This is a genomic window from Thiobacillus sp. SCN 63-57 (genome assembly GCF_001725555.1).
Taxonomy (GTDB): domain Bacteria; phylum Pseudomonadota; class Gammaproteobacteria; order Burkholderiales; family Thiobacillaceae; genus Thiobacillus.
The window spans coordinates 1-15,842 of the sequence record NZ_MEGP01000038.1 but is presented as its reverse complement, the minus strand read 5'-3'; the positions used below and the strand labels follow the sequence as shown (position 1 = coordinate 15,842).

The 15,842-nt window shown below is 60.3% G+C and carries 15 protein-coding genes; 12 read left to right on the top strand and 3 right to left on the bottom strand.

Going from position 1 to position 15,842, the window contains the following annotated elements; all coding sequences use genetic code 11:
• The 8 genes from asnB to ABT23_RS13490 all read left to right on the top strand — a co-directional run.
• Positions 1 to 1,810 (top strand): asparagine synthase (glutamine-hydrolyzing) (gene asnB, locus ABT23_RS13525; RefSeq protein ID WP_296636336.1); only part of this gene is annotated, 1,810 nt, incomplete at its 5' end.
• Complete coding sequence (locus ABT23_RS13520) at positions 1,807 to 3,132, top strand: hypothetical protein (protein WP_296636333.1); 1,326 nt, start codon at positions 1,807 to 1,809, stop codon at positions 3,130 to 3,132. The genes asnB and ABT23_RS13520, both read left to right, overlap by 4 nt.
• Positions 3,099 to 4,250, top strand: coding sequence for a glycosyltransferase family 4 protein (locus ABT23_RS13515; RefSeq protein WP_296636331.1), 1,152 nt, complete (start codon positions 3,099 to 3,101; stop codon positions 4,248 to 4,250). The genes ABT23_RS13520 and ABT23_RS13515 overlap by 34 nt, the downstream gene beginning before the upstream one ends.
• Positions 4,247 to 5,173 (top strand): SDR family oxidoreductase, encoded by a 927-nt coding sequence (locus ABT23_RS13510; protein WP_296636328.1) that lies wholly within the window; start codon positions 4,247 to 4,249, stop codon positions 5,171 to 5,173. The genes ABT23_RS13515 and ABT23_RS13510 overlap by 4 nt, the downstream gene beginning before the upstream one ends.
• Positions 5,170 to 6,129: a glycosyltransferase family 4 protein gene (locus ABT23_RS13505; RefSeq protein WP_296636326.1), complete on the top strand. Its 960-nt coding sequence runs from the start codon at positions 5,170 to 5,172 to the stop codon at positions 6,127 to 6,129. Before ABT23_RS13510 ends, ABT23_RS13505 begins: the two co-directional genes overlap by 4 nt.
• Entirely contained in the window at positions 6,119 to 7,954 is a 1,836-nt protein-coding gene (locus ABT23_RS13500; protein ID WP_296636323.1) for a nucleoside-diphosphate sugar epimerase/dehydratase, read from the top strand. Before ABT23_RS13505 ends, ABT23_RS13500 begins: the two co-directional genes overlap by 11 nt.
• Positions 7,951 to 9,042 carry a glycosyltransferase family 9 protein gene (locus ABT23_RS13495; RefSeq protein WP_296636320.1) on the top strand — a complete coding sequence of 364 codons (1,092 nt, stop codon included), beginning with the start codon at positions 7,951 to 7,953 and terminating at the stop codon, positions 9,040 to 9,042. Before ABT23_RS13500 ends, ABT23_RS13495 begins: the two co-directional genes overlap by 4 nt.
• An 8-nt stretch (positions 9,043 to 9,050) precedes the next feature.
• Positions 9,051 to 10,109, top strand: a complete 1,059-nt coding sequence (locus tag ABT23_RS13490; protein ID WP_296636317.1) for a glycosyltransferase family 10 — start codon at positions 9,051 to 9,053, stop codon at positions 10,107 to 10,109.
• Positions 10,110 to 10,140: 31 nt separating this feature from the next.
• Here ABT23_RS13490 and ABT23_RS13485 read toward each other — a convergent pair whose 3' ends face one another.
• The 3 genes from ABT23_RS13485 to thiO all read right to left on the bottom strand — a co-directional run bounded on the left by ABT23_RS13485 (position 10,141) and on the right by thiO (position 13,440).
• Positions 10,141 to 11,274: a glycosyltransferase family 4 protein gene (locus tag ABT23_RS13485; protein ID WP_296636315.1), complete on the bottom strand. Its 1,134-nt coding sequence runs from the start codon at positions 11,272 to 11,274 to the stop codon at positions 10,141 to 10,143.
• Positions 11,253 to 12,179: a mitochondrial fission ELM1 family protein gene (locus tag ABT23_RS13480; RefSeq protein ID WP_296636313.1), complete on the bottom strand. Its 927-nt coding sequence runs from the start codon at positions 12,177 to 12,179 to the stop codon at positions 11,253 to 11,255. Before ABT23_RS13480 ends, ABT23_RS13485 begins: the two co-directional genes overlap by 22 nt.
• A 157-nt stretch (positions 12,180 to 12,336) precedes the next feature.
• The gene (gene thiO, locus ABT23_RS13475) at positions 12,337 to 13,440 is read right to left on the bottom strand and encodes a glycine oxidase ThiO (protein ID WP_296636310.1); all 1,104 of its coding nucleotides are present in this window, start codon (positions 13,438 to 13,440) and stop codon (positions 12,337 to 12,339) included.
• A gap of 89 nt (positions 13,441 to 13,529) precedes the next feature.
• On the opposite strand from thiO, the gene ABT23_RS13470 reads away from it, so the two are divergent.
• The 4 genes from ABT23_RS13470 to ABT23_RS13455 all read left to right on the top strand — a co-directional run.
• Entirely contained in the window at positions 13,530 to 14,054 is a 525-nt protein-coding gene (locus ABT23_RS13470) for a GspH/FimT family pseudopilin (RefSeq protein ID WP_296636309.1), read from the top strand.
• A gap of 176 nt (positions 14,055 to 14,230) precedes the next feature.
• Entirely contained in the window at positions 14,231 to 14,743 is a 513-nt protein-coding gene (locus ABT23_RS13465) for a GspH/FimT family pseudopilin (protein WP_296636307.1), read from the top strand.
• An 8-nt stretch (positions 14,744 to 14,751) separates the two neighbouring features.
• Complete coding sequence (gene pilV / locus ABT23_RS13460; RefSeq protein WP_296636305.1) at positions 14,752 to 15,207, top strand: type IV pilus modification protein PilV; 456 nt, start codon at positions 14,752 to 14,754, stop codon at positions 15,205 to 15,207.
• Positions 15,204 to 15,842, top strand: a 639-nt coding sequence (locus ABT23_RS13455; protein WP_296636302.1) for a prepilin-type N-terminal cleavage/methylation domain-containing protein, incomplete at its 3' end; no start/stop codon positions are given. The genes pilV and ABT23_RS13455, both read left to right, overlap by 4 nt.

Genomic DNA, 15,842 nt, shown 5'->3' with positions numbered 1-15,842 from the left:
TGAAGCGGCCATGGGGCTGGTGCATCGGCGTCTGTCGATTATCGATTTATCGCCTGCCGGCCACCAGCCGATGGTCTCTGCTTGCGGGCGATATGTGATCGCGTTTAATGGCGAGATTTACAACCATTCTGAGTTGCGGAAAGCACTGGGGCACCCGAGTTGGCGGGGCCATTCGGATACCGAAACCTTGCTGGTTGCGATCGCTACTTGGGGGACTGAAGCGGCGCTCAAACAGTGTGTGGGCATGTTCGCTTTTGCACTGTGGGATCGAGAATCAAGGACGCTCACGCTGGCTCGTGACCGGTTGGGAGAAAAGCCCCTATATTACGGCTGGCAGGGCGAGACCTTCCTGTTTGGCTCTGAGCTCAAGGCGCTCAAGGCACATCCAGCATTTCGTCCTGAAATCGACCGCGATGCGCTGACACTTTTTCTGCGCCACAACGCCATTCCTGCGCCTTACTCGATTTACCAGGGTATACACAAGCTACCGCCAGGAGCTTATTTGCAACTTCACGCTGGACAGAAAGATGCGCGGCCCACGGCATATTGGTCGGCACGGTCTGTGGCTGAGGACGGGCAGCGCAATCTGTTTCGGGGCAGCGACGCAGAAGCCGTGACTGAACTGGAGCGTCTGCTCAGCCAAGCGGTGAACGGGCAAATGATGGCAGATGTGCCGCTGGGTGCTTTTCTCTCTGGCGGCATTGACTCTACTACTATCGTGGCACTGATGCAGGCGCAAAGCACCCGTCCGGTGAAAACCTTCACCATCGGGTTTAACGAGACAGGTTACAACGAGGCTGAACATGCCCACACGGTGGCTCGACACCTGGGAACCGAGCACACCGAACTCTATGTCACCCCGCAGGACGCGATGGACATAATCCCGAGCCTGTCAGCTATTTACGACGAACCTTTCGCCGATTCGTCACAGATCCCCACCTGTCTGGTTTCGCGTTTGGCTCGCAGCCATGTGACGGTGAGCCTATCGGGTGATGGCGGCGACGAACTGTTCGGTGGTTATAACCGTTATTTCTGGGCACGCAGTTTGTGGCGCAAGTTGGGCTGGATGCCGCGTCCGTTGCGCGCGGCGCTGGCGGGGGTGTTGACCACGTTGCCGCCAGCTTCGTGGAATACCGCTTTCCGGAAACTGGAGAGGTGGCTCCCAGCCCGGCTGCGTTACGCTACGCCGGGTGACAAACTGCATAAGGCGGCCGAAATTCTGGCGGTGCGCTCGCCCGAGGAGATTTATCTGGGGCTGGTGTCGCACTGGAAAAATCCTGCTCAACTGGTGCCAGGCAGCCACGAACCGTCAACACTGCTTACCAATGTCGCTTGCCAGGCGGATTTGCCTGATTTCGAGCACCGCATGATGTATCTCGATACGGTGACCTATCTGCCTGATGACATTCTCACCAAGGTGGATCGGGCGGCGATGGCTGTGAGCCTGGAGACCCGGGTGCCGCTGCTTGATTACCGGGTGGTTGAATTTGCCTGGACCTTGCCGCTGGCCATGAAAATCCGCCACGGCCAGGGCAAGTGGCTCTTGCGCCAGGTGCTCTATCGCCATGTGCCCCAATCGCTGATGGAGCGCCCGAAAATGGGCTTCGGTGTGCCCATCGACCACTGGCTTCGCGGCCCACTCAACGACTGGGCGGCAGCGCTCATTGAGCCAGGGCGGCTTACGAGTGAGGGTTTCTTTGACCCCGCGCCAATTCAACGTAAATGGGCTGAGCATCAGTCAGGTGGCCGCAACTGGTCATATTACCTATGGGATGTGCTGATGTTTCAGGTATGGCTGGAAACGCAATGAGGAATTTCAGGTTCGGCGCCTTGTTTTCTGCCCGGGGCGTCTTCGCTCTGGTGTTTTTCTACTCTTTATCAGTCGGACTGCTGATCCAGTTGGTGATATTGCCCTTTTGGATGCCTGCACTGGACGCCGGCCACGGCTTGCTCAAGGGGGGGGATTGGATATGGTTTCATCGGGAAGCCGTTCAATTGGCTGAGCGTATTCGTCAGGAAGGCTGGGCAGTCTGGCAGCTACGGCCGCATGGAAACGCACCGATTGGTATCGCGGCTGCAGCCTATGCATTAATCGGAATGAGTGAACCATGGGTGCTGATGCCGCTGAACGCAGGCCTGTTTGCGATTTGTGCAACATGCTTTTATCTGATGTTTACACTCGTTGCTCCACGTCAATTGGCCTTTGCTGCGACGGTGCCATACGTGTTTTTTCCTAGCGCTGTGATGATTTTTGGACAAATCCATAAAGATGTATGGTCCATTGCCGGATTTTCACTAATTGCGTTGGTATGGGCGCGATTTGCGGCTCACACCGCGCCGGGTTGGAAAGACGTGGCGCTTCAGGTCATGCTGGCATTGAGTGGGGAGTTGCTGATTTGGCTGGTCCGTCCTTATCTGGTGGAGGTTGTATTGGCTGCCTCAGTCCTTACTGTGTCAGTTATTGCAGTACGGGCAGTATTTACTCGTGGGGTTGGTCCCAGGCATTCCCTGCAATGGTGGATCGGGATAGCTGCATCGATCACTTTGCTTGTAACTTGTGTTTGGCTACCTACGGGAAATCAGGGAACAAAAATTTCGGAAAGGAGGGCAAATCTTGTTTGGTCTCGCACCGACCTGATCCCCGCTTCTGCAGATATTGCTCTTTCGAAACTTGGTGGAAGCCGCCGTGGCTTTACAGAAGGTTATCCGAACGCCGGCAGCAATATCGATACAGAAGTGCAGTTCCATTCGGCTGCTGATGTAGTCAAGTACATACCACGCGCTTTGGCAATCGGTTTGTTTTCCCCCTTCCCGAATATGTGGAGTGAAACCGGTGTCTCACCAGGCGCAGAGCGTATGCGTCTACTTGCCGGGATCGAAACGGTGTTCGCATATCTTGCACTGCCAGGCGTGTTGCTGCTATTCATCCGGCGCGGCCCCCATGGCACGACAACAGTGCTATTGATTCAGGCAGTTGTACCTTTAATCGTCTTGGCCTTGATTGTAAGCAATGTGGGAACGCTCTATCGCATGCGCTACGGCTATTGGCAAATGCTGATTGGATTGGGAATGATCGGTTGGGGAATGTGGCGTCGGAAATGGGATACAAAATACCGGAGAAATTCTCGTTGAACCGGAAACTCAAACTGTTGTATCTCGTCACTGAGGACTGGTATTTCGTTTCTCACCGGCTGCCACTCGCAGTGGCAGCGCAGGCAGCAGGGTTCGACGTGGCGGTGGCTACCCGCGAGGGACGGCAAGCGGATGTCATTCGCAGTGCGGGAATTCGGCTGATTCCTTTCAGCCAGTCGCGGCGTAGTGGTAACCCGTTGCGCGAGGTGACAGCACTGTGGCGATTGTATCGTCGCGAGCAACCCGACCTAGTTCACCACGTGGCATTGAAGCCGGTGATGTTTGGCACATTGGCGGTGTGGCTGGCGCGCGTGCCCGCGCAGGTGAATGCGGTGGCAGGACTAGGATGGTTATTCACCACGTCCAGCGGCATCGTGCGCCTGGTCCGGCCAGTATTGCGTTGGATGCTGGCGCGCCTGCTTAACAGGCCATATTGCTTGACCATTGTGCAAAATCCCGAAGACAGGTCTCTGCTCGAACGCTCGGGCGTACCTGCCGCAAGCTTGCGGCTCATTCGCGGCGCGGGCGTAAATGTACAAGTTTTTCACCCTGTGAGGCCGCCCCCCGAGCCGGTTTGTATCGTGCTGGTTTCACGCATGTTGTGGGACAAGGGCGTGGGTGAGTTTGTCGAGGCCGCACGTCGATTGACCGGTGCGGGTGTCAACGCGCGCTTTGTGCTGGTAGGCAATCCCGATCCCGCTAATCCTGCCTCGGTACCCGAGTCGAGTTTGCGTAGTTGGCACGGGCAGAATGGCGTGGAGTGGTGGGGTAGACGGGAAGACATGCCAGCCATACTACAGGCTGCACACATCGCTTGTCTGCCGTCAGCTTATGGTGAGGGATTGCCCAAGTCCTTGCTGGAAGCCGCCGCATGCGGATTGCCGATCGTGACGACCGATGCGCCAGGTTGCCGCGAAGTCGTGCGAGATGGGGTGAATGGTCTGCTGGTTCCAGTGCGTGACGTGACAGCACTGGCAGCCGCATTGGGAAAGCTGATTGGTGACCCCCTACTGCGCCGTCGAATGGGCGAGCAGTCTAGATTGCGAGCTGAATCAGAATTTGCGCAGGAGGCCATCATTGCGCAAACGCTGGCAGTTTACCGTGAGGTCTGCGCATGAAGGTGCTGGTAACTGGCGCTACCGGTTTTGTGGGTACGGCATTGCGTGATTTTCTGGGGGCCTCCGCTTATAAGGTTGTGCCAGCCGTACGGGCTAAATCGGGTATATCGAACGAGATTGTGGTTGGCCATCTGGATGCGTCGACGGATTGGCGGTCCGCTCTGACTGGTTGCGATGCGGTGGTGCATCTTGCCGCCCGAGTCCACGTCATGAATGACTCAACAGAGTATCCACCGGCTCTTTACCGGGCAACCAACACCGAGGCCACGCTCAATCTTGCCCGTCAGGCATCTCAAGCCGGTGTAAAACGTTTCGTTTTCATCAGCACCGTCAAGGTCAATGGCGAGGGGCGGGACGCAGCCTATCGCGAAACTGATGTGCCGGCACCCGCGGATGCGTATGCGATTTCAAAATGGGAAGCCGAACAGGGCTTGCAGCGAATTGCTCGGGAAACCGGACTGGAAGTCGTCATCCTACGTCCGCCGCTGGTGTACGGACCCGGGGTAAAAGCAAATTTTTTGCGTTTGATGAAAACGATACAAAGGGGATGGCCGTTGCCGCTGGGCGCGATTCGTAATCGGCGCAGCCTGCTATATCTGGGCAATTTCGTCGATGCGATCCGGCTGTGTGTTGAACACCCGGCCGCCGCGGGACAGACTTTTCTACTGGACGATGGCCAGGCGGTTTCGACGCCGGAACTGATCCGTGCGGTGGCGCGTGCCATGGGACGCCCGGCGCGACTGCTGGCGGTGCCGGTTGGTGTGCTGGCGTTCATGGGAGCCTTGCTGGGCAAACGGGCGGCGGTGGCGCGCCTAACGGGGTCGCTTCATGTCGACGGTTCGGCGATCCGTTCGCGCCTGGGCTGGACGCCGCCTTATTCCATGGACGCCGGCTTGGCCGCAACGGTGGCTGGTGCAAAATGAATGCGTTCGCCGTCCTGGCTGCATTCGTAGTCTGCTGGCTGACACTTGCCTGGCTGCTAAGGCGTGGGGAACGTCTGCCGATGGACCACCCCAACGCCCGTTCGCTACACGCCACGCCGACGCCGCGCGTTGGCGGACTGGGCATCATGACCGGGGTGGGGGTCGCGAGCCTATGGGGCGGCGACGGCGCCTTGCTGCCGATTGGCTTGGGGGCGTTCGCGCTGGCCGCCGTGTCGTTGCTCGATGATCTGCGAGGGTTGCCGGTGAGGGTGCGTTTCCTGGCACATTTCCTCGCGGCGGCAGGTTGCCTGCTGGCACTGGGGCTCACCGGCTGGGCCCTGCTGGTGGGCACGCTGGCGACGGTATGGATGACCAATCTCTACAATTTTATGGATGGCTCGGACGGCCTGGCAGGCGGCATGGCCGTCATCGGCTTCGGTGCGCTGGCGCTGGCCGCGTGGATGGGTGACGCTCATGGACTGGCCGTATTCTGCGCGGCGATTGCGGCGGCGGCGCTGGCGTTCCTGCGCTTCAACTTTCCGCCTGCGCGGGTGTTCATGGGCGATGCCGGATCGATCCCGCTGGGATTCATGGCGGCCGCGCTCGGCATCTTTGGGGCGCGACAAAACGTATGGCCCTGGTTGTTTCCGCTGCTGGTGTTTTCGCCCTTCATCGTCGATGCCAGCGTGACGCTCGCACGGCGGGGACTACGGGGTGAAAAGATCTGGCAGGCGCATCGTTCGCATTATTATCAGCGCGTGGTATTGCTGGGGGCGTCGCACCGCCAGCTCGCCCTGGCAGCCTATGCCCTGATGCTGGTGGTTGCCGCGCTGGCATTCGTGTTGCTGATTCTGCCGCTGAGCGCCGTGTGGGTGCTTATACTGTCGGCGACAACCTATCTGCTGATTTTTCGCGCTATCGACTGGCGCTGGCATCGATCCCGTAATGAACTTTAATCCCCGCACCGCCATCATCATCCTGCACGACATCCTGGTGGCGGCTTTCGCCTGGATGGGTGCCTACTGGCTGCGCTTCAATCTGGCGATGCCGCCCGAGTTCCAGGCGGCGGCCCTGTCCACGCTGGCTTGGGTGATCCCATTGCAGGCCGTTGTATTCTGGCGTTTCGGCCTGTATCGCGGTATCTGGCGTTTCGCCAGCCTGCCCGATCTCAAGCGCATCGTGCTGGCGGTGGGTCTGGCTGCGCTGCTGGTTCCCGTGACGCTGATCCTGTTCCGTGTCCACGCGGTGGTCCCGCGTTCGGTGCTGATTCTCGATCCGTTGCTGTTGGTGATCGTGATGGGAGGCAGCCGCCTGGCCTATCGGGCGTGGAAGGAGCACCGGCTTGCCAGCGTGTTGCGCCCGGACAGCAAGCCGGTATTGGTGGCCGGCGCAGGTTCGGCGGCGGATTTTCTGCTGCGCGAACTGGCGCGGAATCCGGCGGGTTTTCACGTGGTCGGTCTGCTGGATGACAATCGCGACAAACGGGGGCGGCTGGTGCAGGGCCTTCCTGTTCTGGGCGCGTTGGACGATGTCGTGGCCTGCGCGAAGAAAATGGAGGTGGACGACATCGTGCTGGCGTTGCCGTCGGCCGCGCACGCCGTGCGCAAGCGCATCACCCAACTCTGCACCGAAGCCGGGTTGAATGTGATGACCATCCCGTCGCTCGAGGATCTGGTGGCGGGCCGGGTGTCGGTGTCCAGCCTGCGTCGTGTCGAGCTTGACGACCTGCTGGGGCGCGATCCGGTGCAGCTCGACGACAGTGGCCTGCACCAGTTGCTGACCGGCCAGGTGGTGATGGTGACCGGTGCCGGCGGCTCGATCGGTTCGGAACTGTGCCGCCAGATTGCACGTTTTGCACCGGCAAAACTGGTGCTGTTCGAGCAGTCCGAACTGGCGCTGTATGCGATGGAGCAGGAGTTGCCGCAGCATTTTTCCCAACTGAAAATTGTGCCGGTGATCGGCGACGTGAAGAATGCAGTCTGGGTGAGCCAGGTGATGGCCGAGCATCGGCCGGCCGTGGTGTTCCATGCCGCGGCCTACAAGCACGTACCGTTGATGGAGAATGACAATGCCTGGGAAGCCGTGCGCAACAACGTGCTCGGCACGCAGGTGGTCGCAGCGGCAGCGCAGGCGCAGGGGGTCGGCAAGTTCGTGATGATTTCCACCGACAAGGCGGTCAACCCGACCAATGTGATGGGAGCGACCAAGCGACTTGCCGAGATGGCCTGCCAGGCGATGCAGCAGCCGGGCGGTACGCGCTTCGTGTCGGTGCGCTTCGGCAACGTGCTCGGCTCGTCCGGCAGCGTGATTCCAAAATTCCAGAAACAGATCGAGGTGGGCGGGCCGGTGACGGTGACCCATCCCGACATCATGCGCTATTTCATGTCGATTCCCGAGGCGGCGCAGCTTGTGTTGCAGGCGGGCTTGATGGGTGAGGGCGGTGAGATTTTCGTGCTCGACATGGGCGAACCGGTCAGGATTGCCGAATTGGCCCGACTCATGATTCGGCTGTCGGGTGCGGACGAGGAGCGTATCCGTATCGAATACACCGGGCTCCGCCCCGGCGAAAAGCTCTACGAGGAGTTGCTTGCCGATGACGAATCCACCCTGCCGACGCCGCACCCCAAACTACGGGTGGCCAAGGCACGTACCGCAGATGCTGACTGGTATGCCGAATGCCTGGCCTGGCTTGCCTACCCGGGGCCTCACGATGAAGCCACGGTCAAACGCCAGTTGAAGACCTGGGTGCCGGAATATCAACCCCAATTGTCCCCGGCATGAATGCAGTGCAACACGACAGGATCCGACGTGTCCTGGTCATCAAGTGGAGTGCGCTGGGCGATGTGGTGACCGCCAGCGCGCTCATGGAAGACATTGCACGCGCCTTGCCGCACGCTGAGATCCATCTCAACACGCAGCCCAACTGCGCCGGCCTGTTTGCGCACGACCCGCGTTTTTCCGAGGTGTGGGCGATCGACGTGCGTAGTAAAAACCAGCGTTGGACCAACAGCCTCGCGTGGCTGAAGAAAGTACGCGCAGGGCATTACGATCTGGTCGTCGACCTGCAACGCTCGGATCATTCACGTTTCCTGCTCACGCTGCTCTGGCTTATCGGCAGCGCGCCACGCATCCGCGTCGGCAACCGCGGTGGCCTTCCCTATACGCATCAGCCGGTGCTGCGCGACCCTCGGTCCCATGCGTTCCCGATGATGCAGTCGGTATTGCAAGCGATCGGCATCCCCACGCGAACCTTGCATCCGGTGCTGTATCCCGCACCGGACCGCGCACCGTTCATAGAACAATTGCGGCGTGAACATGGCCTCGGCGAGAATGATTACGTCGTGCTGCTGCCCGGGGCGGCTGCCGCACATCCGCTGAAACGTTGGGGCACGCAGCGTTTTGCCGAACTGGCGCAACGGCTGCACCAGCAGGGTATGGAAAAGATCGTCCTGATCGGCGGGCCGGACGAGGTGGATGTCTGCGCTGAAATCGCGACCCTCGGGGAATGGGTGGTCAATCTGAATGGCCGGCTCCAGTTGCTGGATATTGCGCCGCTGTGCGCAGGCGCTGCCGCAATCGTCGGCAATGACACCGGCACCGCACATTTCGCCTCGATAGCCGACAGGCCCTTGCTTGTCCTGTGCGGCCCGACCGACCCGCGTCGGGTCAAGCCGATCGGGCCGCGGGTTGTTGCGATCCAGGCCGTGCTGCCGTGCATCAGTTGCTATGCCAAAACCTGCAGCAATCCGGACACCCATGCCTGCATGAAAGCGATCACGCCGGAATGGTTGGCGGCGCAATTGCCGAACCTCATCGCCGGCGACCTGAGGGCCGGGCAGGACCTCCCCGGCAGTTTGCGCAGTTTCTGAGGCCGACCATGACCAAGTCACGGCTACGTGTCAAAGTGATCAGTTCCACGCCCACGTCGACCTGGCTCCATCAATTTCCCCACAATGAGCCCGTATGGGGTGAATGCGAATTCATCTTCGAGCGTGAGGCACGGGATTACGACTGGTTGCTGGTCTACGACGACGTGCCCGCGAGACCCGGGGAGGCAAAGAAAGTCAGCCGAGAGCCACTGGCCTGCCCGCGTGAGCATACGCTGCTGGTGACCATGGAACCTTCGTCCGTCAAGATTTATGGCAATGATTACGCGCGACAGTTCGGTGCGGTGCTGACCAGCCAGCCTGAGTGGGCGTTGCGGCACCCCAACCGGATTTATTCGCAGTCTGCGTTGCATTGGTTCTACGGGGTGGGACGGCACCGGACCGTGCCGTTCGACGACATCCTGGACGAATCGCCGCAAGACAAATCCCGCAATGTCTCGATGGTGTATTCACCCAAGGCGATGCGGCATACCTTGCACTATCACCGTGCGCGCTTCATGCGCGAGCTGGTGGAGTTGATGCCCGAACTCGATACGTTCGGCCGACATAGCAAGCGGCCGCTCGACGACAAGGCCGACTGTCTGCGCGCCTATCGTTACCACGTCGCGATCGAAAACTATATCGGCGAGCACCATTGGACGGAAAAGATTGCCGATCCCTTCCTGGGTCTGACGCTGCCTTTCTACTGTGGCTGCCCCAATCTGGAGGCGTATTTCCCGGAAGAAAGTTTCATCCGCATCGACCTCCATGATGCGGCCGGGGCCGCCGCGGTGATCCGCAAGGCGATCGCGGACCGTGAATTCGACAAGCGCCTGCCGGCGATCGTCGAGGCCAAGCGGCGTGTCATGTTCGAATACAACCTGTTTGCCGTGGCCGCACGTGAAATTGCACGTCTGCATCGTGACGGTGCCAAACCGGAAACGGGGGCGGCAATTCTGTCGCGCCGCGCCATGCGCATGTCCAATCCTGCCACCCTGGTTCGGGACGTGTATGGCAAGCTCCGGGGGCGGCTGCGCCATCTGCCCGGAGCAATCAGTGGAAAATCCTGACCGCCGCGGACCTGCATCGATACCACCTTTTTTATTTGCTGCGCGGCGCGCGGGCGAGTTCGGTATAGACGTCCAGCGTGGCTGTCAGCATGCGTTCCAATGTGAAAGGATTCTGTTCGGGTACATGCGGCGGGGCATCCAGCCACCGCAGGGTCTTCCGGGCGGCCTGCCCAATGTCGCCGACGGAAATCGCACCTTCGGGCAGGATGGCCGCCAGCTGTTCTTTCACACCTCCATGGTCATAGGCAATCAGCGGCTTGCCGAGGCTGAGCGCTTCCAGGCTGACGCGGCCAAATGCTTCGGGTTCGCGCGAGAGCGAATACACAATATCGCTGATGGCCATGATTTCCCGAAGGTCTGCGCGATGGCTGATGAAACTCAGATGCTGACACATGCCAAGACGTTTGCTGCGCGCTTCCAATTCGGCCATGAATGCCTGCTTTCTTGGGTGGGTTTCACCCACGATCAGGCCGTGGACATCGGGCCGAGTCTTGATGACCTGTTCCAGCATGTCGATAAAGTCGGTCTGGCCTTTCCAGCGGGTCAGGCGGGCGGGCAGCAACAGGATTTTCTTGCCTGCCAGGCCGGGATGTTCCTGCTGCCATTGGCGCAGCCAGTCGTCAGGGGGCGTGTAGCCAGACGGGAATTGTTTGGGGTCGACGCCCCGATAGATCAGGCGTACGTTCTCCTGCGGCACCTTCGGGTAATTCCTGACGATGTAGTTGATGATCATTTTTGAAATGGCGATGACCCGTTCGCCCTTGGTCATGACCGCGCTGTAGGCACTCACCGAATAGGGGCCATGCACCGTGGTGACGAAACGCGGTCGCGTCGACGGATTCATGCCGCGCCAGGCCAGCCAGGCGATCCAGGCGGGCACGCGCGAGCGTGCGTGGACGATGTCCACTTTTTCTTCCGCCAGGAATTTCCGCAGTTTGCCGACGAGCAGCAGCGTCTTGAGCGATTTCTTGCCGATCGGCCAGGTGAAATGTTCGGCACCGGTTTTCGTCAGGGGGGCAACTAATCGTCCGCCTGCCGATATCACCAGGGCCCGATGGCCTTGCTTCGTCAAGGCCTGCGCTACTTCGAGTGTGCCGCGTTCGACGCCACCGGATTGCAGGGCAGGGAGCAATTGCAGGACGGTTAGTTTTTTTTCTTCAGCCATTCAAGAATCCATTCGGCACATCGGTCGGCTTCGGCCAATGGGTGGAGGTTGGGGTGGAGCGTGCCGCTCGCGCACCAGCGCACGAAGCGGGTAATGCGTTGTGAGTCGGCAAGTCGTGCGATCGCCTGGCCGACGCGGCTTTTCGGGTTGACCGGCAGGTCGAACACGCCGACATCGGCACCTGCCGACAGGGCTTCGAACACCATCGAGGCACTGTCGGGCGTGACCCACACGATTCCGCATTGTGCAAACTGTGTCGGCAGCCAGTCGGGCGGCGTCGCGGTATGCGGAACCACGGTCAGGTTGGGGGTGGATGGCAGTTCCGCCAGAAATTCGGGCGGCGTGCGGCGCGAGGAGGTGAGCGTCCAGTGCGTGTCGGGTGTACGTGCGAGGATGCTCTTGATCTGGAGCTGGATGGCGTCATCGTCCCACTCGAAATGCGGTGAGAGGCCACCGATCAGAAGCAATCCATGGTGTACGTCGCGGTTGGCTGAAGCATGAATGCGATTCAGCGCGCCTTCCGTCACGAGCGTCCGTGTATCGGCTGCGATGCCGTCGTGTTGGGGCACTATGCAGAGGTCGAACCAGGTGCGTGGCAGGCTTGGTTTCATCAGGACGATGGCCCGTCCCCCACGCGCCCGTCGTGCCGCCAGTAGTGTCAGGTGTGTGGCGTGACCTGCGCCCACGATCAGATCAGGGGAGGGGAGAGACTTGCCTGGCGCGTGCTTCAGCAGCAACGCCAGCCAAGCGCGCCAGGCCGGCAAGGCGGGAAGCCGATGGGTTTCGGTCGTCGTGGCGCGCGTCAGTGCCTCGGCCAGTCCCAGAGATTGATTGACATGCCCCGGTTTGCCGTCGCTGACGATCCAGACTGTCAGGGCTGGGCGCTTGCCGGTTGTCTCAGTCAATGGACAACCTTGTCATTCCTGCCTGCTTTCGTCGAGATGGGGTTGCACGCACCGGTTGTTTTTTTCATTGCATGACGAACGCAGCGTGGTTCAAGTGGCGCAAAGTGTAAACTATCTTGTCAGGGCGCGCCGAGTGCTTACGCATGGGAACACCGTACTAGAGCGCGTCGGTCCACCTGCGTTCGCGTGTAGCTTCCCAACGATAGGGGGTGGGGTCGACGGCTGGCGTGGTGTCCTCCATCAGGTCGGTCAAGAGCTCTGCCGACGCAGGCGCCAATGTGACGCCATAGCGGTAATGTCCTACGTTGACGAAGACATTGTCGAAATCGGGATGGCAGTCGATGACCGGAAGATTGTCGGGTGAACCGGGACGTAGACCGGCCCAATGCCTGATGGGTTGAAGCCCTTCCAGGGAAGGGAGTAATTCGGCTGCCTCAACGTGCAGGCGCTGGCGTGTGGAGGCATCGGTGGTCTTGTCGAATCCGGCGTCTTCCAGCGTGCTTCCAACCAGCACATGGCCGTCGCGGCGTGGAATCAGATACAGGCCCTTGCGGTACAGGATCGTATCGAGCATGCCAGGTTCCTGTTTGAACAACAGCATTTGGCCGCGGATCGGACGGATATTTGGGACACCCGCTAGATGGGGTAGCGCGATGCCAGACCACGCCCCGGTAGCCAGGACGAATCGATCTGCTGTGTAGGTGTCCTGTGCTGTGTGGACTGCCACCATATGCCTTGCACGGACCGTGACCGTTTCCACCGCGCTGTGTACATGGATGACCCCACCCAGCCGTATCACGGCTTCGCGCAAGGCCGCGACCAGGCGTGGATTGCGTACCTGGGCGATATCAGGCAGCCAGAGGCTTTCGCCTGTCTGTGTGAGCTGGCGTTGCGCCGACAGATCGTGCGCTTCGCACCAGGCAAGTGCCTCGTTGATCCGGGTCTCGCCCGACACCTGCATCCCACAGCGCCAGTATTCGGCACTGCGTCCACCGCATGCCTCGATGTCCGCCACCCAGTCCGCATAGCCGGCCATCGAACGCAGCGCCAGTGTGGAGAGCGCTTCGGCGTAATCCCACGGCAGCAGCGGCGACAGAATCCCGCCGCCCGCCCATGACGACTCGGCCCCCACGTCACCGCGTTCCAGCAGCGTGACGCCATGGCCGCGCTTTAATAAAGCCAGTGCCGCACTGAGGCCGGATACCCCCGCGCCCAGGACGATGACGGACGTTCCCGGCCCTGCATTGCCTGATTCATGCATGGTCTGGACCTACGACTAAAGTTGTATAGATGCGCCGCCTACAGCGTGGCAAGCTGACATTCCCATATAAAAAAGCGAGGGAGGGGGAAATGGGATGGCGTGGCTTCACACTGGTGGAACTGCTGATTGTGCTGGCGGTAGGGTCGATTTTATTGGCGATTGCGGTTCCAGGCTATGGGTTTCTGATGAACACCAGCAGGCTGGCGGCCGTGACCAACGATCTGGTGACGGCCTTGCAGCTGGCGCGGTCCGAAGCGGTCAAGCGGGGCATGCGCGTAACTGTGTGCAAGACAGGCGATGTGGGGGCAGTCCCATCGGCTTGCGATGCCACGGCCAACTGGCACGAGGGCTGGCTTGTGTTTGTCGACGACGGGACCCCCGGCGTGATCGACGCCAGCGATGCCCTGCTACGGGTGGAACTGCCTGCCCACGCGGACGTGACCATCACCGCCAACAGCCATATCAGCCGCTTCATCAGCTACCTGCCCGACGGGCGAAGCCGGGGGGTGGCCGGCCTGGGCAATGGTACGTTCGAAATCTGCGTGTCCGGGTCGCGCCGCGACATCGTCATCAACAACGCCGGCCGTCCGCGGCTCGAATCCGGCAGCTGCTGATTCCGTTGGTATTTAAGTTAGCCTGGTTCCTGACGTTAAGCATTGTGGATTTCTGAAACACAGTGCCGGTGGGCTTGGCCGTTCGTAAACCCAATCCCGCCATTCGTCTTGCCGAACTGGACATCGCTGCCCCCGCTTTTTAAGGTGGCAGCGTGAAACGAGAACTTGAACAGACCATGATTGACGCCAAAAAGCGCGGGTTTACTCTGATCGAACTGGTGGTCACACTGGCGGTGGCGGGCATTCTGCTGGGCATTGCGATCCCGAATTTTCAGCTATTTGTGATGAACAACCGTATGGCGTCGCAGGCGAACGACCTGATCACCGCACTCAATATGGCCCGCAGCGAGGCGGTCAAGCGCGCAGCGAACGTGATGGTATGTAGCGGCACCGTATGTCCCGGTGCCGTCAGTTGGACGCAAGGATGGATCGTCGCGGACGCAGCCGGCAACCCGATCCGAGTACAACAGGCATTGGGCGGCTCCAGCACGTTGACGCCCGGCGCGGATGTGACCAACACGATTACCTTCACCTCGGATGGCCGCACGACCATACCCACTGCGGCCACCGCTGCGTCCACCACGCTCACACTCTGTCCGCCCGCTCCTGCTCCAACTGGAGTAAAAGGGCGGGCCATCCAGATCGAACGAACCGGACGCACGCGGGTTTCACCCGTCGCCTGCCCATGAGGACGCCCATGAAACAGACGGGATTCACCCTGCTTGAAATATTGGTTGCCATGCTGGTGCTGGCCATAGGCCTGCTCGGCCTGGCCGGGTTGACGACTTCCAGCATGCGCAACAATCTGAGCGCCAGCCACCGTACCCAGGCCACCTGGTTGGCCTACGACATCGTCGACAGGATGCGCGCCAACCGCACAAGCGCGGTGACCGGTGGCTATGCCACCCCGATGGGGGCGGCGGCCAACTGCTCGGCAGCCGTACCTATCGGAACGGTCCCGGTGCAGGACATCGCGGCGTGGAAAAACCAGCTTGCCTGCGCGCTTCCCGCGGGCAACGGTTCGATCGCGGTTAATGTGAATACGAAGGTGGCAACCGTCTTGATTCAGTGGGACGACAGCCGTGGCCTCGTTGATAGCGGGAACGTGGCAAACCAGGCGATCAAAACCTTCAAGGTGGAAACGCAATTATGAGACCGATCTGGATATCGCCGCGTGCGCAGTCGGGATTCGGCCTGGTCGAGTTAATGATTGCCATGACCCTGGGCCTGGTTCTGCTTGGCGGGATCGGCTACATTTTTATCGGCAGCCGAGGCGCATTCCGCGCCACCGACAACTTGTCGCGCATGCAGGAAAACGCGCGTTATGCCCTGGATACGATGAGCCGTGACATCCGCATGGCCGGGTATGTCGGATGCGGAAACATGGCCTCGGTACGTGTGAACACCATCGCCAATGCGCCCGTTCCACCGATGACCCCAGGCAATGCCCTGATCGGCTACGACGGTGGCGTGGGTTGGGTCAATCCTACCGCGATTACACGGGTAGCGAACACAGATGTCTTGTCGGTCATGGGCGCATTCAGCAACGGCGTCAACCTGACAGGCAATCTGGCGCCCCAGAATGCCAATGTGCAGATCAATGGCAATCCGGATGGCTTCCAGGCAGGCGACGTGCTGGTGATCACCAATTGCGTGAACGCCGATGTGGTCAAGGCAACCAACGTAGCGAACGCTGGCACGACGGTTACGATCGCCCATTCGAACGCCAGTAATACCGGCAACCGGATCGGCGTCTATGGATCCGACGCCTTCGTCATGCGGATGAAC

Bases quoted from the DNA above. Each gene is read 5' to 3' on its own strand.
- thiO (WP_296636310.1), bottom strand. From the start codon at position 13,440: ATGCATGAATCAGGCAATGCAGGGCCGGGAACGTCCGTCATCGTCCTG.
- ABT23_RS13485 (WP_296636315.1), bottom strand. From the start codon at position 11,274: ATGGCTGAAGAAAAAAAACTAACCGTCCTGCAATTGCTCCCTGCCCTG.
- ABT23_RS13470 (WP_296636309.1), top strand. From the start codon at position 13,530: ATGGGATGGCGTGGCTTCACACTGGTGGAACTGCTGATTGTGCTGGCG.
- pilV (WP_296636305.1), top strand. From the start codon at position 14,752: ATGAAACAGACGGGATTCACCCTGCTTGAAATATTGGTTGCCATGCTG.
- ABT23_RS13490 (WP_296636317.1), top strand. From the start codon at position 9,051: ATGACCAAGTCACGGCTACGTGTCAAAGTGATCAGTTCCACGCCCACG.
- ABT23_RS13510 (WP_296636328.1), top strand. From the start codon at position 4,247: ATGAAGGTGCTGGTAACTGGCGCTACCGGTTTTGTGGGTACGGCATTG.
- ABT23_RS13505 (WP_296636326.1), top strand. From the start codon at position 5,170: ATGAATGCGTTCGCCGTCCTGGCTGCATTCGTAGTCTGCTGGCTGACA.
- ABT23_RS13465 (WP_296636307.1), top strand. From the start codon at position 14,231: ATGATTGACGCCAAAAAGCGCGGGTTTACTCTGATCGAACTGGTGGTC.
- ABT23_RS13495 (WP_296636320.1), top strand. From the start codon at position 7,951: ATGAATGCAGTGCAACACGACAGGATCCGACGTGTCCTGGTCATCAAG.
- ABT23_RS13515 (WP_296636331.1), top strand. From the start codon at position 3,099: ATGGGATACAAAATACCGGAGAAATTCTCGTTGAACCGGAAACTCAAA.
- ABT23_RS13500 (WP_296636323.1), top strand. From the start codon at position 6,119: ATGAACTTTAATCCCCGCACCGCCATCATCATCCTGCACGACATCCTG.
- ABT23_RS13520 (WP_296636333.1), top strand. From the start codon at position 1,807: ATGAGGAATTTCAGGTTCGGCGCCTTGTTTTCTGCCCGGGGCGTCTTC.